Annotated in this window: 20 protein-coding genes; 3 read left to right on the top strand and 17 right to left on the bottom strand. The window is 67.3% G+C overall.

The window, feature by feature from the left end; all coding sequences use genetic code 11:
- Positions 1-180 precede the first annotated feature (180 nt).
- Genes R2APBS1_RS16215 through R2APBS1_RS16235 form a run of 5 tightly spaced genes read right to left on the bottom strand, consistent with a single transcriptional unit; the run spans position 181 to position 5,356 of the window.
- Positions 181-2,325, bottom strand: coding sequence for a type IV pilus secretin PilQ (locus R2APBS1_RS16215; RefSeq protein ID WP_041676810.1), 2,145 nt, complete (start codon positions 2,323-2,325; stop codon positions 181-183).
- Between the two features lie 55 nt (positions 2,326-2,380).
- A complete protein-coding gene (locus tag R2APBS1_RS16220; protein WP_015448756.1) occupies positions 2,381-2,923 on the bottom strand; it encodes a pilus assembly protein PilP in 543 nt (180 codons plus the stop codon).
- Complete coding sequence (locus R2APBS1_RS16225) at positions 2,923-3,576, bottom strand: type IV pilus inner membrane component PilO (protein WP_007509498.1); 654 nt, start codon at positions 3,574-3,576, stop codon at positions 2,923-2,925. Before R2APBS1_RS16225 ends, R2APBS1_RS16220 begins: the two co-directional genes overlap by 1 nt.
- Entirely contained in the window at positions 3,573-4,298 is a 726-nt protein-coding gene (locus R2APBS1_RS16230) for a PilN domain-containing protein (RefSeq protein ID WP_015448757.1), read from the bottom strand. The genes R2APBS1_RS16225 and R2APBS1_RS16230 overlap by 4 nt, the downstream gene beginning before the upstream one ends.
- Positions 4,298-5,356: a pilus assembly protein PilM gene (locus tag R2APBS1_RS16235; protein ID WP_007509502.1), complete on the bottom strand. Its 1,059-nt coding sequence runs from the start codon at positions 5,354-5,356 to the stop codon at positions 4,298-4,300. The genes R2APBS1_RS16230 and R2APBS1_RS16235 overlap by 1 nt, the downstream gene beginning before the upstream one ends.
- Before the next feature lie 272 nt (positions 5,357-5,628).
- Between R2APBS1_RS16235 and R2APBS1_RS16240 the strand changes: the two genes are divergently transcribed.
- Together R2APBS1_RS16240 and R2APBS1_RS16245 are read left to right on the top strand one after the other, a co-directional pair.
- Complete coding sequence (locus tag R2APBS1_RS16240) at positions 5,629-8,157, top strand: penicillin-binding protein 1A (protein WP_015448758.1); 2,529 nt, start codon at positions 5,629-5,631, stop codon at positions 8,155-8,157.
- A gap of 61 nt (positions 8,158-8,218) precedes the next feature.
- Complete coding sequence (locus R2APBS1_RS16245) at positions 8,219-8,890, top strand: hypothetical protein (protein ID WP_015448759.1); 672 nt, start codon at positions 8,219-8,221, stop codon at positions 8,888-8,890.
- Positions 8,891-8,960: 70 nt separating this feature from the next.
- On the opposite strand, the gene R2APBS1_RS16250 is transcribed toward R2APBS1_RS16245, so the two are convergent.
- The 7 genes from R2APBS1_RS16250 to rpoZ all read right to left on the bottom strand — a co-directional run bounded on the left by R2APBS1_RS16250 (position 8,961) and on the right by rpoZ (position 17,280).
- Complete coding sequence (locus R2APBS1_RS16250; protein ID WP_015448760.1) at positions 8,961-10,256, bottom strand: citrate synthase; 1,296 nt, start codon at positions 10,254-10,256, stop codon at positions 8,961-8,963.
- A gap of 275 nt (positions 10,257-10,531) precedes the next feature.
- Complete coding sequence (locus R2APBS1_RS16255; protein WP_007509511.1) at positions 10,532-10,786, bottom strand: type B 50S ribosomal protein L31; 255 nt, start codon at positions 10,784-10,786, stop codon at positions 10,532-10,534.
- Between the two features lie 70 nt (positions 10,787-10,856).
- Complete coding sequence (locus tag R2APBS1_RS16260) at positions 10,857-11,792, bottom strand: nucleoside hydrolase (RefSeq protein ID WP_015448761.1); 936 nt, start codon at positions 11,790-11,792, stop codon at positions 10,857-10,859.
- A 222-nt stretch (positions 11,793-12,014) separates the two neighbouring features.
- Positions 12,015-14,129 carry an ATP-dependent DNA helicase RecG gene (recG, locus tag R2APBS1_RS16265; RefSeq protein WP_015448762.1) on the bottom strand — a complete coding sequence of 705 codons (2,115 nt, stop codon included), beginning with the start codon at positions 14,127-14,129 and terminating at the stop codon, positions 12,015-12,017.
- Positions 14,130-14,211: 82 nt separating this feature from the next.
- The gene (locus R2APBS1_RS16270) at positions 14,212-14,595 is read right to left on the bottom strand and encodes a RidA family protein (RefSeq protein WP_007509521.1); all 384 of its coding nucleotides are present in this window, start codon (positions 14,593-14,595) and stop codon (positions 14,212-14,214) included.
- Positions 14,596-14,697: 102 nt separating this feature from the next.
- Positions 14,698-16,863: a RelA/SpoT family protein gene (locus R2APBS1_RS16275; RefSeq protein WP_015448763.1), complete on the bottom strand. Its 2,166-nt coding sequence runs from the start codon at positions 16,861-16,863 to the stop codon at positions 14,698-14,700.
- A gap of 126 nt (positions 16,864-16,989) precedes the next feature.
- Positions 16,990-17,280 carry a DNA-directed RNA polymerase subunit omega gene (rpoZ, locus tag R2APBS1_RS16280; RefSeq protein ID WP_007509529.1) on the bottom strand — a complete coding sequence of 97 codons (291 nt, stop codon included), beginning with the start codon at positions 17,278-17,280 and terminating at the stop codon, positions 16,990-16,992.
- A 199-nt stretch (positions 17,281-17,479) separates the two neighbouring features.
- On the opposite strand from rpoZ, the gene R2APBS1_RS16285 reads away from it, so the two are divergent.
- On the top strand, positions 17,480-18,310 hold the full coding sequence (locus R2APBS1_RS16285) for an MlaA family lipoprotein (RefSeq protein ID WP_041676811.1): 831 nt from the start codon (positions 17,480-17,482) through the stop codon (positions 18,308-18,310).
- Between the two features lie 75 nt (positions 18,311-18,385).
- Here the strand turns inward: R2APBS1_RS16285 and R2APBS1_RS16290 are convergent, their stop codons facing one another.
- From R2APBS1_RS16290 to R2APBS1_RS16310, 5 genes are read right to left on the bottom strand one after another with little or no spacing between them, the layout of a single operon-like run.
- Entirely contained in the window at positions 18,386-18,691 is a 306-nt protein-coding gene (locus R2APBS1_RS16290) for an STAS domain-containing protein (protein ID WP_015448765.1), read from the bottom strand.
- Positions 18,688-19,362, bottom strand: coding sequence for an MlaC/ttg2D family ABC transporter substrate-binding protein (locus R2APBS1_RS16295; RefSeq protein WP_007509536.1), 675 nt, complete (start codon positions 19,360-19,362; stop codon positions 18,688-18,690). Before R2APBS1_RS16295 ends, R2APBS1_RS16290 begins: the two co-directional genes overlap by 4 nt.
- A gap of 51 nt (positions 19,363-19,413) precedes the next feature.
- Positions 19,414-20,265 carry an outer membrane lipid asymmetry maintenance protein MlaD gene (gene mlaD, locus R2APBS1_RS16300; RefSeq protein ID WP_007509539.1) on the bottom strand — a complete coding sequence of 284 codons (852 nt, stop codon included), beginning with the start codon at positions 20,263-20,265 and terminating at the stop codon, positions 19,414-19,416.
- 34 nt (positions 20,266-20,299) lie between these two features.
- Positions 20,300-21,076 carry a lipid asymmetry maintenance ABC transporter permease subunit MlaE gene (gene mlaE / locus R2APBS1_RS16305; protein WP_007509541.1) on the bottom strand — a complete coding sequence of 259 codons (777 nt, stop codon included), beginning with the start codon at positions 21,074-21,076 and terminating at the stop codon, positions 20,300-20,302.
- Positions 21,073-21,909 (bottom strand): ABC transporter ATP-binding protein, encoded by an 837-nt coding sequence (locus R2APBS1_RS16310; RefSeq protein ID WP_007509543.1) that lies wholly within the window; start codon positions 21,907-21,909, stop codon positions 21,073-21,075. Before R2APBS1_RS16310 ends, mlaE begins: the two co-directional genes overlap by 4 nt.
- Between the last annotated feature and the right edge of the window lie 24 nt (positions 21,910-21,933).

Consider the following 21,933-nt stretch of genomic DNA (forward strand, 5'->3'; position numbering starts at 1 on the left):
GGGTTCCGTTCTTGACGTGACAGCGGCGCGACCCGACACGCGGCGGGGCGCAGGCCGGACCGGATGGCGTGCTACAGACCATCGGCAACGCCGGAAGTTTAATCGGCCTCCGGCAGCCTGGCCGGCGCGCACAAAAAAAGAGGCGGCCGAAGCCGCCTCTTTCACTGCACGCTTGCGCGCTTACTGCAGCGTGTCGCTGAGGATGCGCGGCGTCACGAAGATCAGCAGCTCGGCCTTGGTGTTGGTCCGCGAGGTCTTGCGGAACAGCACGCCGACGCCTGGGATGTCGCCCAGGCCGGGCACCTTGGTCATGGTGTTGGCCTTGTTGATCTCGTAGATGCCGCCCAGCACCACGGTCTGCCCGTTGTCGACCAGCACCGAGGTGTTGATCTCGCGGGTGTCGATGGTCGGGATCTTGCCACTACCCGGGGCGTCCACGTAGCCGGCCAGCGCATCCTTCTTGACGTTGATCATCAGGTAGACGCGGTTGTCGGCGGTGATCGTCGGGGTCACCTTCAGCTCCAGCACGGCGTCCTTGAACTGCACCGTGGCGGTGCCGCTGCCGGCGCCGCTGCCGGCGCTGTTCTGGAACGTGACGTAGCCGATTTCCTGGCCCTGGCGGATCACCGCTTCCTGCTGGTTGGCGGTGATCACGCGCGGACTGGAGATCACTTCGCCACGACCCTCGGTCTGCGCCGCGGAGAGTTCCAGGTCGATCGCGTAGTTCGCGCCGAGGATGGCCAGGCCGAAGCTGCCGGCCGCCGGGGTGACCGGCAGGTTCACGTTGAGGCCGCCCGAAGTCACGTTGCCGCCGCCGAGGCCGGCGGTCAGCGCCGGCGTGGCGGCGGCGGCGTTCTGGAACTCGGTGTTATTGATGCGGCCGTTGACGCCGAACTTCGCGCCCAGCTCGCGGGTGAAGTCGTCGCTGGCGACCACGATGCGCGACTCGATCAGCACCTGTTGCACCGGCTTGTCCAGCACCGCGATCAGCTCACGCAATTGCCTGATCTTCTCCGGCGTGTCGTTGAGCAGCAGCGTGTTGGTGCGCTCGTCGAACGAGACGCTGCCGCGCGGCGACAGGAAGCCGCGCTGGGTGTTGCCGCCGCTGCTGCCGCCGCCGCCCTGCATGCTGCCGCTGGTCAGCAGCTTGGCGATGTCGGACGCCTTGCCGTAGCTGATCGGCACGTAGTCGGTGATCAGTTCGGCGGTGTCCTGCGCCTTCAGCTTGGCGTCGGCGAGGTCCTGCTCGTACTTGGCCAGCTCGGCCTGCGGCGCGACCCACACCACGTTGCCGTTGCGGCGCTTGTCCAGGCTCTTGGCGCGCAGGATCACGTCCAGCGCCTGATCCCACGGTACGTTGACCAGGCGCAGGGTGACGCTGCCGCCGACGCTGTCGGAGGCGACCAGGTTGAGCCCGGAGATGTCGGCGATCAGCTGCAGCGCCGAGCGCACCGGGATGTCCTGGAAGTTGAAGGTGACGCGCTTGCCGTTGTAGCTCGGCTCCTGGCCCAGCCGGGCCAGCTTGGCGTCCTTGCTGGCGTCGGCCTTCTTCGGCGCCACTTCGACCACATACTGGTCGGCGGTCTGGTAGGCTGAGGTCTCGACGTTGCCCTTGACCGCGATCTCCATGCGCGCGCCGCCGCCCATGCCGGCGCGGGTGACGATGGATTGCACCGGGGTGGCGAAGTCCAGCGTATCCAGACGCTGGGCGAGGTTGGCCGGCAGGTTGGCATGGTCGATGGTGACCAGCACCTTGTCGCCCTTGCGGGTCATTTCGGCATTCGCGCCGCTGCCGCTGAAGTCGATCAGCACGCGGCCTTCCCCGTTCGGGCCGCGACGAAAGTCGATGTTGGAGATGGTCGGACCGGCCGACGACGATGGCAAGGCCTTGGTCGGGTCGATCGTGGAGGCGGTGGTCACCGACTGGTCCGTGCTGCCGTTGTTGACCGTCAGCACCAGGCTGTTGCCCTCGACGCGCGAGCGGTAACTCGACTCGCGCATCAGCTCGACCACCACGCGGGTGCGGCCGCCGGCGGCCACGGCGGATACGCCGGAGGTCGAGCCCTTGCCGATGTCCAGGTGACGCGGAGCCGCATTATCGGTGTCGGCAAAGTCGACCGCGATGCGCGGCGGATTGCCGGTGGTGAAGATCTTCGGCTGCGGCACCGGGCCATCGCCGAAGTCCATGTGCAGCTCGACGCTGCCGCCGGGCAGTGCGTCGTAGCTGATGTTCTTCAGCGTGGTGGTGGCTGCCATCGCAGCGCTGGCCCAGGTGGCGCCGGCGATCAGCAGGCCCATCAACATGTAACGGCTCGCATGGCGCATGACACGGCCCCGGACGGATTGGATTTGGTTGGTCATTGCATCAGCCCCTGTCTACCTATTTCGCGTCGAGCGCGATGCTGGCCGGACGTTCCATCCAGCCACCATTACCGTTGGATACCAGCTCGACCAGGTCGATATGGTCTTCGCTGATCGCCGTGATGTGCCCGTAGTTCTGGCCCATGTATTCGTTGACATGGACACGATGGATCACACCACCCGGGTCCTTGACCAGTACCTCCATGCCCGCACCGGTACCGACCGTGCCGACCATTTTCAGGCTGTCCAGCGCGAACAGCTCCAGCGGCTGCTTGGCGCGATTGGCGTCCGGCCGCGGGCCGCTGGTGGCGACGCTGTTGTCCAGCTCGGCCGTGCTCGGGCTGAACGGGTCACGCCGGTCCTGGTCGCTGTAGGTAAAGGTCTCGAAGGTCTTGATCACAGGCAACGGCTGGATCGGTGCGCCCTTCTTGGCTTTTTCCTGGGCAACCCAGGTGCGCAGATCCGACATGCCGCGGGTGCAACCGGCCAGCACCAGCGCGGCGCCAAGCATCAGCACCAGCCGTGCGACGTTGGCGGGTTTGACGACAGCAAGGTTCTTCATCACTTCGCCCCCCCGGCCGGCTTGCCCTTGTTCGCGGCGGCGCTTTCCTCGTCATCCAGGTAGCGGTAGGTCTTCACCGTACCTTGCAGGACCAGCTGGCCGCCCGAGGTGCCGTCCTTGCCCGCTGCTTTCGGCGTCAGCGAGACGTCGTGCAGGGTCAGGATCACCACCCGCGGCAGCGAGGCCACGCCGCTGATGAAGGTGCCGAACTGGTGGTAGGTGCCGGTGAAGCGCAGCGCAATGGGTTTCTCGGCGTAGAAGTCCTTCGGCGTCTCCGGGCCGGGCTGGAACAGGTCGCTCTCCAGGCCGGCGGCCTGCGCGGTCTGCGAGATGTCGATCAGCAGCTCGGGCATCTCGGTCTTGCTGGGCAGCTGGCGCAGCAGCTGGCGCAGCATGTCCTGCATCTCGTCGAGTTGCTGCTGCAGCGCCTCCAGGTTGACCGACTTGGCCTGCTTGGCGGAGAACTCCTGCTTGAGCTGGTTTTCCTTGCCGGCCAACGAATTCAGGCTGTCCTGCTGGTCGCTGACGAAGAAGTACCAGCCGACCAGCAGTACGAAGCCGAACAGCAGCGCGGTGAAGAAAATCTTGACCGTTTGCGGCCAACCACCGACGTTGTTGCGGTCGAGGTTCTGGATATCGTGGAGGAAACTCATGACCGGGCACCTCCCGTGGCGGCTGGCGCACTCACCGGCTTGACTTCCGGGGCGGTCGTTGCCGCGGGCTTCGCCGGCGAAGCGGTCGCCGCCTTGGCTGCCGCAGCGGGCGCCGTCGAAGCCGCAGCGGTGCCGGCAGCGTTCGGCAACACCGGGGTCTTGCCGTCGGCCTCGTCGGCCTTCGGCTTGCTCAGCGTCACGTTCAGGCCGAACACGTACGGCATGCGGCTGCCGTTATGGGTATTTTCGGTCTTGCGCAGGTCGGCGTGCCCCATCCACGGCGAGCCCTCGATGTTGCGCATGTATTCGGCAACGCTGGCGTTGGATTGCGCCACGCCATCGAGCGACATCGACTGGCCGTTCTGCTTCAGCCCGCTCAGCCGGGCACTGGCGGGGATCGTCTTCACCAGCTCGTCGAACAGGTGCACCATCTGCGAGCGATCGGCCTGCAGCTGCTCGATGATCTGCTTGCGCGCCAAGAGGTGTTCGCGCACCTTCTCCAGATCCTTGATCTTCGCGATGCGCACGTCGAGCTGCTTGATCTCGGTCTGCAGGTAGGTGTTGCGATCGTTCTGGTTGTCGATGCGCTGATCCATCCAGAACACCCACAGCAACAGCACACCCAGCCCCGCCACGAAGGCGGCGGCGAGCTGCATGTAGAACTCGCGTTCACGTTGCTTGCGCCGTGCGACGCGCCACGGAAGTAGGTTGACGTGTGCCATCAGTCGAAGCTCCTCAGGGCGAGGCCGACCGCAATCATCAACGCGGGGGCGTCCTGCGCCAGCGACTGTGCCTGGACCCGCGGCGACAGCGACATGCGGGCCAACGGATTGGCGACGACGCAGGGCACGCCGAGCTGCTCTTCCAGCATCTGGCCGAGCCCCTCGATCGAGGCACAACCGCCGGCCAGCACCACCTGGTCGACCTTGCTGTACTCGCTGCCGGCAAAGAAGAACTGCAGCAGCCGGCTGATCTGCTGGATCAGCGATTCCTTGAACGGCTCCAGCGCCTCGGTCTCGTAGGACTCGGGCAGGCCGCCCTTGCGCTTGGCGCGGCCGGCTTCCTCGTAGGACAGCCCGAAGCGACGCATGATCTCGTCGGTCAGCTGCTTGCCGCCGAACACCTGTTCGCGCGAGTAGATCGTGCGCTGGTTGCGCAGCACCGACAGCGTGGTCATGGTGGCACCGATGTCGACCACCGCCACCAACGCGTCACGGCCCACGTTGAGCTGGTCGGCGATCATCGCGAAAGCGTTCTCCATCGCGAACGCCTCGACGTCGATCACCGCGGCGGTGAGCCCGCCCAGGTCCAGCGCGGCCACGCGCATGTCGACGTTCTCGGTGCGCGAGGCGGCCAGCAGCACGTTGTTCATGTCGGGGTTGTCGCGGACCGGACCGAGCACCTCGTAGTCGAGGCTGACCTCGTCGATCGGGTACGGAATGTACTGGTTCGCCTCGACCTGGATCTGGCCTTCCAGGTCGTCATCGGAAAGATCGCCGGTCATCGGAATGATGCGCGTGATCACGGCCGACCCGGCCACCGCGGCGGCGGCGTGCTTGAGCTTGGAGCCCGAGCGTGCCAGCGCGCGGCGGATCGCATCGCCCACCGCCTCGATCTCGACGATGTTCTTTTCGACCACGGCGTTCGGCGGCAACGGCTCGACCGCGTAATGCTCAACGCGATAACGGCCGCCCGCCTGACTTAACTGCAGCAGCTTGACGGCAGTCGAACTGATGTCGACACCAATCAGCGCCGGCTTCTTCGGTGTAAAGAGCCCCACGGTGTTTCCCCCTTGCCGCTGACGCCCGTAGCCAGAATCCTGGCGGGGTACGCAGTGGCATTAAATCGAAAAAATAACGCAATAGCAACGGTCTACGGGAACTTTCTCAAGTAATTGGCGTGATCCTCGCCACATTTGGGGGAACCCCGCCCTTGGCTCGACCCTTGCTTTGCGGACCGGCCTTTGCAATTGCTCGACCGCGCCTCATGCCGGGAATACTCCTACATCTATACTCTGTCATGTTTTGACTCAGGTCTCGCTATCCCCACACCATGCAAATTTTCAAACGCTTGCTGCGCTGGGCTCTGGTCCTGGCCTTTTCCGGTTTGCTCCTGGCAGTTGTCGCGGTAGGTGTGGCGTATTGGCTGATCGCCCCGAGGCTCCCCTCGGTGGCCGAACTGAAGAACTACCCGATGCAGGTGCCGCTGCGCGTGCTGAGCGCCGACGGCAAGCTGATCGCCAGCTTCGGCGAGACCCGGCGCATCCCGGTGGATATCGGGAACGTGCCGGACCGGCTCAAGCACGCCGTGCTGTCGGCCGAGGACGCGGACTTCTACCACCACCCCGGCGTGGACTGGCACGGCATCGCGCGCGCCGGCTGGCATGTGCTGGTAACCGGCGGCGACAAGGGCCCCGGCGGCTCCACCATCACCCAGCAGGTGGCCCGCAACTTCTTCCTGAGCCCCGAAAAACTGTATTCGCGCAAGCTCACCGAGATCTTCATCGCGCTGCGCATCGAGCATGAGCTGAGCAAGGACCAGATCCTCGAGCTGTATCTCAACAAGATGTTCCTCGGCCACCGCTCCTACGGCGTGGCCGCGGCGGCCGAGTATTACTACGGCAAGACGCTGGACCAGCTGACCGTGGCCGAATGCGCACTGATCGCCTCGACCTTCCAGCTGCCCTCGGCGGTCAATCCGATCAACAGCCCGAAGCGGGCGATGGCCCGGCGCAACTGGGTACTGGGCGAAATGCTGCGCCACGACTACATCACCCGGGCCGTGTACGAACAGGCGATCGCCGAGCCGAACCATGCCTACCCGCACGAGCAGCCGATCGAGGTGGATGCCCCTTACCTGGCCGAGATGGTGCGCCGGCAGGTGCTCGACCGCTTCGGCAACGATGCGCTGACCGAGGGTTACGTGGTCAGGACCACGCTGCAGAGCAGCCGCCAGCAAGCCGCCGTGGAAGCACTGCGCGACGGGCTGGTCGCCTATGACCGCCGGCACGGCTGGCGCGGACCGGAGGCCCACCAGGACCTGCCGGCCGGCGCCGGCGAGGCGGACCTCGACGGCCTGCTGTCCGCCTACGCCAGCGTCTCCGGCATGCAGCCGGGCGTCGTCACCGCCAGCGACGCGAAGCAGGCCACGGTCTACCTGTCCAGCCGCGAGAGCGTCATCCTCGACCTGGCCGCCGTCAGCTGGGCGCGTCCGCACATCAGCGACGACCGTGTCGGCGCGGCGCCGACCCGCGTCGACGGCGTGCTCAAGCGCGGCGACATCATCCGGCTGGCGCGCGACGACAAGGGCGAGTGGCAGCTGGCGCAGATCCCCGAGGCGCAGGCCGCGCTAGCCTCGATCGCGCCGGAGGACGGCTCGATCCAGGCGCTGGTGGGCGGCTTCAACTTCGTGCGCAGCAAGTTCAACCGGGCCGTGATGGCGGCGCGCCAGCCCGGCTCCAGCTTCAAGCCCTACCTGTACTCGGCAGCGTTCGAGCGCGGCTTCACCCCGGCCTCGATCATCAACGATGCGCCGCTCGCCCTGCCCGACCCCTCGCGCCCGAACGGCATCTGGACGCCCTCCAACGACGACGACAAGTTCGCCGGGCCGATGCGCCTGCGCGAAGCGCTGGTGCAGTCGAAGAACCTGGTCTCGGTGCGCCTGCTCGATGCCGTCGGCGTGCGCTACATGCGCGAGTACGCCACCCGTTTCGGCTTCTCGCAGGACGCGATGCCGGCCAACCTGTCGATGGCGCTGGGCACCGCCTCGGTGTCACCGATGGGCATGGCGCGCGGCTACGCGGTGTTCGCCAACGGCGGCTACCTGGTCACGCCGTACTTCATCCACGAAATCGACGACCGCACCGGCCAGGCGGTCTACGTGGCCAACCCCGCGCGCGCCTGCCGCAACTGCCAGGAGCGCCTGCTCGACACGCAGCCGCCCGGGCCGCCACCGGCCGGAATGAATCCCACACCGGCCAACAACCTCGCCAGCACCTCGTCTGCGGCACCCGCTGAATCCAGCAGCATCGATGGCGTCGGCGACGCGGTACTGCCTGCCGACGCGCACGGCGACGGCGCGCACCCGCCGGTGCTCGCGCCGCACGTGATCGAGGCGCGCAACGACTACCTGGTGACCTCGCTGATGAAGGACGTGATCCTGCGTGGCACCGGCTCGGCCGCACGCGCGCTGGGTCGCGACGATCTGGCCGGCAAGACCGGCTCCACCAACGACCACCGCGACGCCTGGTTCGTCGGTTTCGACGGCGAGCTGTCGACCGCCGTGTGGGTGGGCTTCGACAACTACAACTCGCTCGGCCGCGGCGAGTTCGGCGCCAGGGCCGCGCTGCCGATCTGGATGTCCTACATGGGCAGTGTGCTGAAGGGACAGCCGTCGAGCACGTTGCCGATGCCGCCGGGAATCAGTACGGTATGGATCAACCGCGACAGCGGCCTGCCCGCCTCGTCGGACGATCCGGACGGCATCAACGAGATGTTCAAGGTGGAAGACGTCGACCGGCTGCGCAGCCAGGCCGCCCAGCAGAAGGAACAGGACCAGCAGCACGCCTACGACATCTTCTGAGCCTTCGACGCGGCTTCCGGCAAGAGGAAGCTGCCGGTTACCGATCGATGAGGAGCGCGCCATGTCCCGAGGCGACCACCACCGCATCCACGCGCACGACCGCCTGCAGCGCAACCGCCTGCGGGTCGCCCAGGAAGCCGCAAGGCTGATGAGCGAACACGGCATCCGCGACTTCCACCACGCCAAGCTGAAGGCCGCCGAGCGGCTGGGCATCCTCGACAACCAAGCGCTGCCGCGCAACCTGGAGGTCGAGCAGGCCTTGCGCGAACACCAGCGCCTGTTCCTCGCCGACAGCCAGCCGCAACTGCTGCGCCAGCGCCGCGAGGCGGCGGTCGAGGCGATGCGTTTCCTGGCCGCGTTCGAGCCGCGCCTGGTCGGCAGCGTGCTCGAAGGCACCGCCGACGCGCATTCGGCGGTCTGCCTGCATGTGTACAGCGACGACCCGGAGGCGGTCACGCTGTACCTGCGCGAGCGCGGCGTGCCGATCGAGACCCAGGTGCGCCGGCTGCGCTACAGCCGCGACGAGCAGCCCGAATATCCGGTGCTGCTGTTTGCCGCCGACGAGCTGCCGTTCGACCTCACCGTGCTGCCGCGCGATGCGCTGCGCCAGGCCCCGCTGGACCGCGCCGACGACCGGCCGATGCGGCGCGCCTCGCTGGCACAGGTGGAAATGCTGCTCGACGAGGACGTCGACGATACCTTCGAGCAGCGGCTCAGCGCAGCCTTGCGCTGAGCCGGCCCGGCTTGCTGCACAAAAAAGCCCCGGCTGAGGCCGGGGCTTTTTGTTGGCACGGCGCGGGCGATCAGCGCTTGGCGGTCGGCACGTAGTTGCGCACGTCGGCGCCGGTATAGACCTGGCGCGGGCGACCGATGCGCGATCCGGGCGTTTCGTGCTGCTCGATCCAGTGCGCGATCCAGCCGGCAGTGCGCGCGATCGCGAACATCACGGTGAACATCTCGGTGGGAATGCCCAGCGCCTTGTAGATGATGCCGGAATAGAAGTCGACGTTCGGGTACAGCTTGCGCTCGACGAAGTACTCGTCCTTCAGCGCCGCCTCCTCCAGCTTCATCGCCACGTCCAGCAGCGGGTCGTTGACGCCCAGCTCGGCCAGCACCTTGTGGCACATTTCGCGGATGATCTTCGCGCGCGGATCGAAGTTTTTGTACACGCGATGGCCGAAGCCCATCAGGCGGAAGCTGTCGTTCTTGTCCTTCGCGCGCAGGATCGCCGACTCGACGTTGTCCGGCGTGCCGATCTCCTGCAGCTGCTTGAGCACGGCCTCGTTGGCGCCGCCATGCGCGGGGCCCCACAGCGCGGTGATGCCGGCGGCGATCGACGCGTACGGGTTCGCGCCGGTGGAGCCGACCAGGCGCACGGTCGAGGTGGACGCGTTCTGCTCGTGGTCGGCGTGCAGGATGAACAGCAGGTCCAGCGCCTTGGCCGCGACCGGGTTCATCTGCAGCGGCTCGCTAGGCACCTCGAACATCATGTGCAGGAAGCGGTCGACGTATTCCAGGTTGTTGCGCGGATAGCGCATCGGCCAGCCGATCGAGTAGCGGTAGCAGGCGGCGGCGATCGTCGGCATCTTGGCGATCAGGCGGATCGCGGCAAGCTTGCGGTCGGCCGGGTCGTCCACGTTGAGGTCGTCGTGGTAGAACGCCGACAGCGACGCCACCGCGGCGGCCAGCATCGCCATCGGATGCGCGTCGTGGTGGAAGCCCTGGAAGAAGTTCTTCAGCGACTCGTGCAACATCGTGTGGTGCGCGACGTCGTGTTCGAACGTGGCGAACTCGGCCGGCTTCGGCAGCTCGCCATTGAGCAGCAGGTAGGCCACCTCGAGGAAGCTGGAGCTCTCCGCCAGCTGCTCGATCGGGTAGCCGCGATACAGCAGCACGCCCTGGTCGCCGTCGATGTAGGTGATCGCGCTCTTGGTGCTGGCGGTCGAGCCGAAGCCGGGGTCGTAGGTGAAGTGGCCGGTGTCCTTGTACAGCGTGGCGATGTCGATGCACGCCGGACCGAGCGTGCCGCTGACCAGCGGCAGTTCGCTGCTGCGCTTGCTCGACTCATCCACCAGCTTGACGGTCTTGGGATCGGACACGGAAACCTCCTGACATGTGGGTCGTCGCCGCCGGCAACCGCAAGGGTGGCGCCGGCCGGCGAAGGAATGCTTGGGGCATGGCGTGCCGGGGAAACACGCGATGCGACCGGCGTCGCAACGCCAGTTCACCGACCATTATCGCACAAGGTCAGGTTTGCATTCGATGGCGAATGGTCGAATGGCAAACGCAAAAAGACACGGGGCAGGCCTGCGCCTGCCCCGTGTCCCGAACGGGATCCGCACGACCGGCGCCAGGCGCCGGCCGTCGCCGTCACTTATTCCTTGACCGAACCCGCGTAGCGGCGACGGAACTTGTCGACGCGGCCGCCGACGTCCAGCGTCTTCTGCTTGCCGGTGTAGAACGGGTGCGAATGGCTGGAGATATCCACCTTGATCAGCGGGTACTCATTGCCGTCTTCCCACTTGATGGTTTCCTTGCTGGACATGGTCGACTTGGTCAGGAACGCGAAGTCGGACGACAGGTCCTGGAACACCACCGGGACGTAGTTCGGATGGATATCAGGCTTCATGGCTGGCTCTAAAGCGGTGGTGAAAAGAGCGGCATTGTAACGAGGAAGCGGCTGTGCCCGCAAGTCCGCGTCAGCCCGGCACGCCCAGCGCACGCCGCACCATCGCGGCAAAGCGGATCTGGTCGACTTCCAGCACGATGTTCGCCCGGGCCGGCCAGCCCAAGCGTGCGCTCCAATCGACCACGGTGGCGCCGCGGGTCAGGCGACCGTCCAGTTCCACCGCCACCGCCCGGGTCTCGCGGCGGGTCACGATCGAGGGATCCAGCGCTACCGCCATCGCCAGCGCATCGGCGGCGATCACGCCACGGCGATCGTGCTTCGCGTTGTAGCGGCGCGCCGCGCCCATGATCTTGCCGAAGAACGCCGCGCGCCGGTCGCCGGCGGCCAGCCAGCGATCGAACTCGGCATCGTCGAACGCATGCCGCAGGGTGGCTTCCCAGTCGACCAGGTCGAACGCCGGGAACGCCTCGAACACCACGTGCGCCGCCTCCGGGTCGAAGCCGACGTTGAACTCGGCCGGTACCTTGCCGGTGTTGCCGTGGCCGGTGACCGCGCCGCCCATCACCACCAGCCGCGCCACCCGTCCGGGCAGGCCCGGGTCGAGCCGCAGCGCCAGCGCCAGGTTGGTCAGCGGGCCCAGCGCCACCAGGGTCAGCTCGCCCGGCCGTTCGTGGGTCAGCCGCAGCAGGGCCAGCGCGGCCGGCTCGTCGGCCAGCGCGGCGGCCGGCTCGGCAAAGCCGATATCGCCGAAGCCGTCCTGGCCATGCACGAACGCGGCATCCTCGTCCGCCGCGCGCACCAGCGGCGTGCTGCAGCCGGCGAACACCGGTGTGGCCGCGCCGGCCAGGTCAACCAGGGTGCGCGCGTTGCGCACGGTATGGCCCAGGCCCACGTTGCCGGCGGCGATGCTGAGGCCGGCGATATCGGCGTGGGCGTAGGCCATCAGGATGGCCAGCGCGTCGTCCACGCCGGGATCGGTGTCGATCAGGAGTTGCGGCTTGCTCATGGATGGATAGTCGCAGGAATTGAAAAGTGCGGCCAAGGATGGCCGCCCGTTTGATCTTCGCAATCAGGGATGATTGCAAAAACATTGAAAAGTGCGGCCAAGGATGGCCGCCCGTTTGATCTTGCGGCCACCATCCTTGGCGGCCGCCCTTGGGGCCATCGCTGGCGCGATGTCAAAAATCGCTCCGGGCGATTTTTTCGCGATCAGGGATGATCGCAAAAATCACGCATGTGCGTAGCGTGCTGCGCCGCCGATCCAGCGCTCGATCAATTGTGTGGTCTGCCGCGGGTGCTCCGCCAGCATGTGCTCCCCGACCTGCTGCACCGCCGGCAGCAGGTGCGCGTCGCGGGCGAGATCGGCGATACGGAAGCTGAGCTGGCCGGTCTGACGGGTGCCCAGCACCTCGCCGGGGCCGCGCAGTTCGAGATCCTTCTCGGCGATGCGGAAGCCGTCGTTGGTGTCGCGCATCACCTGCAGCCGCTCACGTGCCAGCTGGCCCAACGGCGGCTGGTACAGCAGCACGCAGTTCGACGCCACCGCACCGCGGCCGACCCGCCCGCGCAGCTGGTGCAATTGGGCCAGGCCGAGCCGTTCGCTGTTCTCGATCACCATCAGGCTGGCGTTCGGCACGTCCACGCCCACCTCGATCACCGTGGTCGCCACCAGCACGGCCAGTTCGCCGGCCTTGAACGCGTCCATCACCGCCTGTTTTTCCTTCGGTTTCATGCGGCCGTGGATCAGGCCGACCCGGAAGCCGGCCAGCGCGGCGGACAACTCCACATGCGCCACCTCGGCCGCCTGCGCGCGCAGCTGCTCGGATTCCTCGATCAGCGTGCACACCCAGTACGCCTGGCGACCCTCGCCGCAAGCGGCATGGATGCGCTCGATCACCTCGCTGCGCCGCGCGTTGGAGATCGCGATGGTCTGCACCGGCGTGCGCCCGGGCGGCAGCTCGTCGATCGAGGACACGTCCAGGTCGGCATAGGCGCTCATCGCCAGCGTGCGCGGGATCGGCGTGGCGGTCAGCACCAGCTGGTGCGGCACCCGTTCGCCGTCCCTGCCCTTGTCGCGCAGCGCCAGCCGCTGCTGCACGCCGAAGCGGTGCTGCTCGTCGACGATCACCAGGCCGAGCCGCGCGAACGCCACGCCTTCCTGCATCAGCGCATGCGTGCCGACCACCACCGGCGCGCCGGCGGCCACCCGCGCCAATACCTGCTTGCGTGCCTTGCCGGTGACCTTGCCGGCCAGCCACTCCACCTCGATGCCGAGCGGCTGCAGCCAATGCCGGAAATTGTGCAGGTGCTGTTCGGCCAGCAGTTCGGTCGGTGCCATCAGCGCGACCTGGTGCCCCGATTCCACCGCCGCCAGCGCCGCCAGCGCGGCAACTACGGTCTTGCCGGATCCGACATCGCCCTGCACCAGCCGCAGCATTGGCTGCGGCCGGACCAGGTCGCGCGCCACCTCTTCGCCGACGCGCTGCTGGGCCGCAGTCAGCCGGAACGGCAACCCCTGCAGCAGCAGCCGGCGCAACTCGCCCGTGCCGCCCAGTTCCGGCGCGCGCCGCCGCCGCACCGCCGCGCGCATGCGCTTCAGGCTCAGGTGCTGGGTCAACAGTTCCTCGAACGCCAGGCGCTGCTGCGCCGGATGCCGGCCCAGCATCAACTGGCCCAGATGCGCATCCGGCGGCGGACGGTGCACGTACAGCAACGCGTCGCGCAACGAGGTGAGCCCGTGCTTCGCGCACAGCTCGGGCGGGATCAGCTCCAGTTGCGCCGCTGGCGGCAGCAGCGCCAGCGCCTTGCCGATCACCCCGGCCAGCCGCTTCGGGCCGAGCCCCTCGGTGGTCGGATAGACCGGGCTGAGCGACTCGTCGACGGCGGCGACCGTCGCCCCGTCCAGGCGCCGATAGTTCGGGTGCACCATCTCCAGGCCCTGCGCGGCATGGCGTACCTCGCCGTAGCAGAGCAATCGCGTGCCCGGCAGCAGCTGTTCGGCCTGTGCGCGGTTGAAGTGGAAGAAGCGCAGCAGCAGAGTCTGCCCACTGGCGTCGCCGATCGCCACCTTCAGCTGCGGGCGATAACGAAAGCCGCGCTCGACCGCCTCGACCACACCCTCGACCTGCGCGCGATCGCCCGCGCGCAGGTCGGCGATCGTGCTGATCCGGGTCTTGTCCTCGTAGCGCAGCGGCAGGTGGAACCACAGGTCCTGCACCCGCTCCAGCCCGAGCCGCGCCAGTGACGCCACCAGCGCCGGTCCGACGCCCGGCAGCGCACCGACAGACGTGATGCCCGGGTCGGTACCGATAGCGGGAGCGGGACGAACGGGGCGGGTGGCCATGGCCTGCAAGCCTAACCGAGCACCGTCTCCTGTCGTAAGCCGCACGCCGACAATGAGTGTCGGCGCCGGGCGCCGACCGGGTTCAGTCCAGCACCATCACCGCATCGACCTCGACCTGCGCCGCCTTCGGCAGACCGGACACCTCGATGGTGGAACGCGCCGGGTACGGCTGCTGGAAGTACTCGGCCATCACCGCATTGACCGCGGCGAAGTTCGCCAGGTCGGTAACGTAGATACCGACGCGCACGATCTGCGCCAGCGAGCCGCCGGCCGCCGCCGCCACCGCGGTGAGGTTGTCGAACACGCGCCGCGTCTGCGCACTGATGTCGCCGTCGACCAGCGCGCCGGTGGCCGGGTCCAGCGGGATCTGGCCGGAGAAGTACACGGTCTGGCCGGCACGCACGGCCTGCGAATACGGGCCGATCGCGGCGGGGGCTTGCTCGGTGGAGATGATGCTGCGGGACATGGGCTTGCCTCGAGTGAAGATGGACATGATTGTAGGAGCGCGCCCTGTGCGCGGAAAGGCCGGGTTCAATCGCCTGCCGGCTTTCGCGCACGCGGTGCGCTGCTACAGCGGGTAGCGATAGGCGCCGCTGACCACGCCGGTGCGGCGCACGCGGCGGATCACGTCGGCCAGATGCTTGCGGCTCTTCACTTCCATCGCGAACAGCAGCGTCGCCGCGGCGGCATCGCGCTCGACGTATTCCACGTTCTCGATGTTCGAGTCGGCGGCGGCGATCGCGGCGGCCACGGTGGCCAGCACGCCGGGGCGGTTGATCACCTCGATGCGCAGCTCGGCGCGGTAGTCGCCCTGCACGTCGCGGTCCCACTCGATCGCCACGCAGCGTTCGGGCGACTTGCGCAGCTCGACCACGTTCGGGCACTCCTCGCGATGCACCACGATGCCCTTGCCCGAGGACAGGTAGCCGATGATCTCGTCGCCCGGCAGCGGATGGCAGCAATTGGCGAAGCTGAGCACGCCGCGCTCGGCGCCGGTGATGCGGATCTTCTCGTGTGCGTGCGCCGACGCCTGCGGCTTGCCGGCTTTCCGCCCGCGCGACGCCAGCAGCTGGCTGGCGACCACGTCGGGCATGCGGTTGCCCAGCGCGATGTCGGACAGCAACTCCTCCAGCCGTTTCAGCTTGGAGGTATCCAGGAACCGGTCCAGCACCGCCGGCGGGATGCCGTCCAGGCTGCTGCCCTGCGCGTCCAGCGCGCGGTCGAGCATGCGGTGGCCGAAATCCACCGCGTCCTCGTGCTGCAGGTGTTTCAGGTACTGGCGGATCGCGGTGCGCGCCTTGCCGGTGACGACCACTTCCAGCCACGCCGGGTTCGGTACCGCCGACGGCGCGGTGATGATCTCCACCAGCTGGCCGGACTCCAGCTTCGCGCGCAGCGGCAGCAGCTTCTTGTCCACGCGCGCGGCCACCGCGTGGTCGCCCACGTCGGTATGCACGGCGTAGGCGAAATCCAGCGCGGTGGCGTTGCGCGGCAGCGACAGGATGTCGCCGCGCGGGGTGAACAGGTAGACCTCGTCGGGGAACAGGTCGATCTTGACGTTCTCGATGAATTCCGACGACGACACCGTGCTCGCCGAGCTGTCGACCAGCGAGGACAGCCATTCGCGCGCGCGCGCCTGCGCGCTGTTGGCCGGCCCCGAATCGGTCTTGTAGGCCCAGTGCGCGGCGACGCCGCGCTCGGCCACCGAATCCATCTCGGCGGTGCGGATCTGCACCTCGATCGGCGCGCCGAACGGCCCCAGCAGCACGGTGTGCAACGACTGGTAGCCGTTCGCCTTGGGGATCGCGATGAAGTCCTTGAAGCGGCGGTCGACCGGCTTGTACAGCGCATGCACCACGCCGAGCGCCATGTAGCAGCTCATCGCGCTGTCCACCACCACGCGGAAGCCGTAGACGTCCATCAGCTGGGCGAAACTCTTGTGGTCGTTGCGCATCTTCGAATAGATGCTCCACGGCGACTTGATCCGGCCGACCACGCGCGCCGGCAGGTGGTCGGCGGCCAGCCGCGCGGACAGCGCCGCCTCGATCTTGCCCATCGCCTCGCGCCGGTTGCCGAGCGCGGCGCGGATGCGTTCGCTGATCACCCGGTAGCGGTCCGGGTACAGCGCGCGGAAGCCCAGGTCCTGCAGCTCCGCCTTGAATTTGTTCATGCCCAGGCGCTGCGCGATCGGCGCGAAGATCTCCAGCGTCTCGCGCGCGATGCGGCGACGCGAGGGCGCGTCCTTGGCGCCGAGCGTGCGCATGTTGTGCAGGCGGTCGGCCAGCTTGATCAGGATCACCCGGATGTCGCGCGCCATCGCCAGCAGCATCTTGCGGAAGCTTTCCGCATCGGCTTCCTGGCGGCTGCCGAAGCGCATCTTGTCCAGCTTGGTGACGCCGTCGACCAGCTCGGCCACCACTTCGCCGAACTCGGTGGCTAGCGTCTCGCGGCTGAGCTCGGTGTCTTCCAGGGTGTCGTGCAGGATCGCCGCGATGATCGTCTCGGCATCCAGCCCAAGTTCGGCCAGGATGCCGGCCACCGCCACCGGGTGGGTGATGTACGGCTCGCCGCTCTTGCGCTCCTGCCCGGCGTGTGCCTGCGCGCCGAGCTGGAACGCGCGTAGCACACGATCGATCTGCGCTTCGGGCAGATAGGCGATGCGTTCTTTCAGCGCCAGCGCGTAAGGCGGCAGCGCGGACAGGTCGACCGTGGCGGAGGGGGTGGCCGCAGTCATCGGTGCCGGCGCCTGTTCAGGCGCCTACCTCGCGGCAGGTGTAACGGGTGGCTGCGCGGCGTGCGCCGACCGTCGCACCGGACGCGCCGGCGCGACAGGGACGCTTGCTACAGCAGCCGCCGTCCATCAGTCGTCGCCGCCCTTGGACAGGTCGTCGTCGACCTCGGCCGCGGCCCATTCCAGCGCCTCGCGCTCGGCGCGCTCGCGCTCGGCCTTGTCGATCTGGTCGATCGTGGCCTGGTCGATGCGACGGGCGGCGATCTCGCGCAGCGCCAGCACGGTCGGCTTGTCATGGTCCGGGTTGACGGCCGGCTCGGCGCCCTTTTCCAGTTGGCGGGCGCGCTTGGTCGCCATCAATACCAGTTCGAAACGGTTGTCGACCACCTCGAGGCAGTCTTCCACGGTAATGCGTGCCATGCGAAATCCTTAGAGAATAAAATGACTTATATGGCCTGACAGTGTAGAGGAGCGGATGCTTTGCTGGCAATGCGCGCGACGCGTATCATGGCGGGCTGGCCGCACCGCGGGATGCCGCCGATGGAAGCAAGCTGAAAGCCGTGCACGATATAAAACCAGACAGTACACTTACTCTTCCCCGACGCGAATCCCCGCACCGATGCACTCACCGCTTCGATTACCCAAGTTGAGCCGCTGGTTGTCCGTGCTCGCGATCGCGCTGCTGGCCGGCTGCACCATTGCCAAGCCGCGCACCGACGATCCGCTGGAGAAATTCAACCGCGGCGCCTACAAATTCAACGACGCCGTGGACCAGGCGGTGATCCGTCCGGTCGCACTGGGCTACCGCAAGGTGACCAATCCGCCGGTGCGCCGCTCGTTCAGCGACTTCTTCACCAACATCCGCATGCCGGTCACGGTCGCCAACGACGTACTGCAGGCGCGCCCGAAGCAGGCGCTGCAGAGCACCGGTCGCTTCCTGGTGAACCTGACCCTGGGCATCGGCGGCTTCTTCGACCCGGCCAGCCAGCTCGGCCTGCCGATCGAAGACAACGACTTCGGCATCACCCTGGCGCGCTGGGGTGCCCCGGAAGGCGACTTCCTGATGTTGCCGTTCTTCGGCCCCAATACCGCCCGCGACGTCTGGCGCCTGCCGGTCGACAGCTACTTCTTCGACCCCTTGAGCCTGTACGCCAACAACCATCACTACAACGGCCTGCAGTACCTGCCGCAGGCGATGTATCTGGTGACCTTGCGCTCGCGTGCCATCGACGCGGAGAGCTTCCTGCAGTCCGCCTACGATCCGTACGTGTTCATTCGCGACGCGTACCGGCAGCAGCGCCTGTACAAGATCTACGACGGCAACCCGCCGGTGGAGATCATCCAGCAGATGCAGGGCCTGGACGAGCAGAACTTCGATCCCGAGGAACTGCTGGACCAACAGCACCAGTGGGAAAACAAGCACCCGGACAAGACCGGCAAGCAGCAGTGACCGCGACCGCACGGCGGACATGAAGAAGGGGCCTTGCGGCCCCTTCTTCCCTTGCGTGGCCCGGGGCCTTAGGTCTCAGGCGAGCAGCCGGTCGACCTCGCAGACTTGCGCCAGCGACTGCATGCCGGCCGGCATGCGCACGACCCGCAGCATCTGCCCGCGCCGGGCAGCATCGGCCGCGATCGCCAGCACGCAGGCCAGCCCGGCGCTGTCGCTGTGCCGCACGTCGGCCAGGTCCAGCTGCGACACCGGAGCACCCGCCAGTGCGGAGCGGATCGCCTGCCACGCGGCAGCCGCGGTATCGAAGCTCAGCTCGCCGCGCACGCCCAGCGTGCCGGGCGTGCCGGTATCCAGCTGGAAACCGGCGGCGGTCTGCGTCATGACTTGTCCTTGTTGTCCTTGGCCATCGTGTCCAGCGCCTTGGAGCCCTGGCTTTCGATATTGCTGATCAGCTGCTCGATACCGACCTTGCGGATCTCCGCGTCCACCTGGTTGCGGTAGTTGGTGACGTAGGAGATGCCCTCGATGATCACGTCGTAGGCCTTCCAGTCGCCGTTGCGCCCCTTGCGGAAGGCATAGTCGACCGACACCAGCTTGCCGTCGTCCAGCACCACCTGGGTGCGCACCACGGTGCGCTTGTCGTTGAGGTCGCCCTTGAACGGCAGCACCTTGACCCGGCCGCGGGTGTAGTTGAGCAGGCCTTCGGCGTAGCGGTGGGTGATCGAGTTGTAGAACGCCCGGGCGAAGCGCTCGCGCTGTGCCGGGCTGGCTTCGCGGGCATGCTGGCCGAGCACCAGGATCGAGGCGTAGTCGATGTCGAAGTGCGGCAGGAACACCTCATCGATGACGCTGATGAGCTTCTCCTGGTTCTTCTTCAACTCGTCGCGATGCCCCTCGATCGCCGTGGCCAGCTGGTCGGCGATGGTCTGCACGACCGCCACCGGAGCCTGCTGTGCGGCGGCCGGGGCCACGGCATCCGCCCGGGCGAAGGCCGGGGCCGCGATGACGGCACCGAATGCGATGGCGGTGGCAAGAGCCAGACTGCGCAACATGGGTAACTCCTTGGGCAGAGCCGGCTCGGCGAGCCGGCGGGGAATGGCGGGCTATTTGTTGCCGTTGCCGGCATCTTTCTTGTCGCCGGGCGAACCGTTGACCAGGAACTTGCCGATCAGGTCCTCCAGCTGCAACGCAGACTGGGTCAGGATCATCTCGTCGCCGTCCTTGAGCGCATCGGGCGAACCGCCCGGCTGGATCGCAACATACTGGCTGCCGATCAAACCGCTGGTGAACACCGCGGCGGACGAATCGTCGGGAATCGCGTCGTAGCGCTTGTCGATCGACAGCACCACCTCGGCATTCAGCTTGACCGGGTCGGCATGCACCGACTGCACGCTGCCGATCACCACGCCGGCCATCTTCACCGGCGCACCGGCCGACAGCGTGCCGACGTTGGTGAAGGCCGCCTTGACCGCATAGCTGCCGCCGACATTGTCGACCACGCCGCCGGCGCCGAAGAACTTGCCCAGCATCTCTTCCAGCGGCTGGGTCGACTTGGTGCGCGCCAGTGTGCCCCCGGCGGCCACCATCTGCTTCGCGCTGCCGTACTCGATGCCCACGTACTGGTCGCCGAGCAGACCACTGGTGAAGATCGTCGCCACCGAATCCCGCGGGATGCGGTCATAGGTCTTGTCGATCGACAGCTTGACGTCGGCTACGTCGCCGCCCGGCTTCAGCGCGATCGACTGCACCTGGCCGACCCGCACGCCGGCGATCTTCACCGGCGCGCGCTCCTTCAACTGGCCGATGTTGGTGAACTGCGCATCGACGACGTAGCTGTCGCCCTGGCGCACGTTCGCCACCGAGCTGGTTTGCGTCGCCAGGTAGGCCAGCGCGGCGAAGCCCAGCACGATGAACAGGCCGGTGCCGACGGCGTAGGAACTTCTCGGTTGGCTCACGGCAGGATCCTCGGAAAACGACAGGTCATGGCAGTCACATCAGGAAGGCGGTAAGGACGAAATCGAGCGCCAGGATGGCGATCGACGACGCCACCACGGTGCGGGTGGTGGCATAGGCCACGCCCTCGCTGGTCGGTGGCGTGGTGAAACCCTGGAACACCGCGATCAGCGAGACCACCGCGCCGAACGCCAGGCTCTTCAGCAGCACGCCGTTGACGATGTCGGTGTGCACGTCGACCTGGGCGGTCATGTTCGACCAGAACGTGCCGTTGTCGATGCCGAGCCAGGTCACACCGACCAGGTGGCCGCCGAAGATGGCCATGGCGCAGAACACGCAGCACAGCAGCGGCATCGCGATCAGCCCGGCCAGGAAGCGCGGCGTGGCGACGTAGGCGATCGGGTCGACCGCCATCATTTCCATCGCGGAAATCTGGTCGGTGGCGCGCATCAGGCCGATCTCGGCGGTGATCGCGGTGCCGGCGCGCCCGGCGAACAGCAGCGCGGTGACCACCGGCCCCAGCTCGCGGTACACCGACAGCGCCACCACCATGCCGCTGGCCGAGGTGCCGCCGAAGATCGACAGCACGTGGTACAGCTGCAGCATCAGCACCATGCCGACGAACAGGCCGCAGACCATGATGATGGTCAGGCTCATCGCGCCGACAAACCACAGCTGGCGGACGGTTTCGCGCAGGTAGCGGAAGCTGCGCGGCACCGCCCCCAGCAGGGTCAGCAGGAACAGGCCACAGGCGCCGATCTGCGCCAGCGACTGGGTCACCACATTGTTGCCTTGCGGCGCCCGTGCGTTCATTTCGCCGCTCCGGCAAAGCCCAGCTCGGTGGCGTAGTCGGCGGCCGGGTAGCGGAACGGGATCGGCCCATCCGCCTCGCCGCCGAAGAACTGCCGCGTCCACGGCGAGCCGTCGTCGGCGATCGTCGCCGGGTCGCCCTGTGCCACCACCTTGCCGTTGGAAAGCAGGGCCACGTGGTGGGCGATGCGCTGCACCGCGGGCAGTTCGTGCGAGACCAGCACACTGGTGATGCCGAGGGTCTGGTTCAGCGTCTGGATCAGCTTCAGCACCTGATTCAGCGCCACCGGGTCGAGCCCCACGAACGGTTCGTCGTACAGGATCAGCTGCGGGTCGAACACGATCGCCCGCGCCAGCGCCACCCGCCGCGCCATGCCGCCGGACAGTTCGTTCGGCATCAGCCGCGCGGCGCCGCGCAGGCCCACCGCCTGCAGCTTCATCAGCACCAGGTTGCGGATCAGCACCTCGGGCAGCTTCGTGTGCTGGCGCAGCGGGAACGCCACGTTCTCGAACACGTCGAAGTCCGTCAACAGCGCGGAGTTCTGGAACAGGTAGCCCACGCCTTCGCGCAGCTTGTACAGCTGCTCGCGCGACAGCCCGGCCACGTCGCGGCCGTCGAGGTGAATGCTGCCGGCGTCGGCGTACATCTGTCCGGTGATGTGCTTGAGCAGGGTAGTCTTGCCGGTGCCGCTGGGGCCCATGATCGAGGTGATCTTGCCGCGCGGAATGTCCAGATCCAGCGCGTCGAAGATGGTCTTGCCGTTGAGCACCGTGGTCAGGCCGCGGATGCGCACCAGGATAGCGTCGTCAGGCGTGGCGCGGGCGGTTTCGTTCATGGGCGACAGCAACGGTGGGGGAAG

It is taken from the genome of Rhodanobacter denitrificans, from assembly GCF_000230695.2.
Classification (GTDB): Bacteria; Pseudomonadota; Gammaproteobacteria; order Xanthomonadales; family Rhodanobacteraceae; genus Rhodanobacter; species Rhodanobacter denitrificans.

Coding starts and splice junctions, on each gene's coding strand:
- R2APBS1_RS16215 (WP_041676810.1), bottom strand. CDS start 2,325: ATGCGCCATGCGAGCCGTTACATGTTGATGGGCCTGCTGATCGCCGGC.
- R2APBS1_RS16220 (WP_015448756.1), bottom strand. CDS start 2,923: ATGAAGAACCTTGCTGTCGTCAAACCCGCCAACGTCGCACGGCTGGTG.
- R2APBS1_RS16225 (WP_007509498.1), bottom strand. CDS start 3,576: ATGAGTTTCCTCCACGATATCCAGAACCTCGACCGCAACAACGTCGGT.
- R2APBS1_RS16230 (WP_015448757.1), bottom strand. CDS start 4,298: ATGGCACACGTCAACCTACTTCCGTGGCGCGTCGCACGGCGCAAGCAA.
- R2APBS1_RS16240 (WP_015448758.1), top strand. CDS start 5,629: ATGCAAATTTTCAAACGCTTGCTGCGCTGGGCTCTGGTCCTGGCCTTT.
- R2APBS1_RS16245 (WP_015448759.1), top strand. CDS start 8,219: ATGTCCCGAGGCGACCACCACCGCATCCACGCGCACGACCGCCTGCAG.
- R2APBS1_RS16255 (WP_007509511.1), bottom strand. CDS start 10,786: ATGAAGCCTGATATCCATCCGAACTACGTCCCGGTGGTGTTCCAGGAC.
- R2APBS1_RS16260 (WP_015448761.1), bottom strand. CDS start 11,792: ATGAGCAAGCCGCAACTCCTGATCGACACCGATCCCGGCGTGGACGAC.
- recG (WP_015448762.1), bottom strand. CDS start 14,129: ATGGCCACCCGCCCCGTTCGTCCCGCTCCCGCTATCGGTACCGACCCG.
- R2APBS1_RS16270 (WP_007509521.1), bottom strand. CDS start 14,595: ATGTCCCGCAGCATCATCTCCACCGAGCAAGCCCCCGCCGCGATCGGC.
- R2APBS1_RS16275 (WP_015448763.1), bottom strand. CDS start 16,863: ATGACTGCGGCCACCCCCTCCGCCACGGTCGACCTGTCCGCGCTGCCG.
- rpoZ (WP_007509529.1), bottom strand. CDS start 17,280: ATGGCACGCATTACCGTGGAAGACTGCCTCGAGGTGGTCGACAACCGT.
- R2APBS1_RS16285 (WP_041676811.1), top strand. CDS start 17,480: ATGCACTCACCGCTTCGATTACCCAAGTTGAGCCGCTGGTTGTCCGTG.
- R2APBS1_RS16290 (WP_015448765.1), bottom strand. CDS start 18,691: ATGACGCAGACCGCCGCCGGTTTCCAGCTGGATACCGGCACGCCCGGC.
- R2APBS1_RS16295 (WP_007509536.1), bottom strand. CDS start 19,362: ATGTTGCGCAGTCTGGCTCTTGCCACCGCCATCGCATTCGGTGCCGTC.
- mlaE (WP_007509541.1), bottom strand. CDS start 21,076: ATGAACGCACGGGCGCCGCAAGGCAACAATGTGGTGACCCAGTCGCTG.
- R2APBS1_RS16310 (WP_007509543.1), bottom strand. CDS start 21,909: ATGAACGAAACCGCCCGCGCCACGCCTGACGACGCTATCCTGGTGCGC.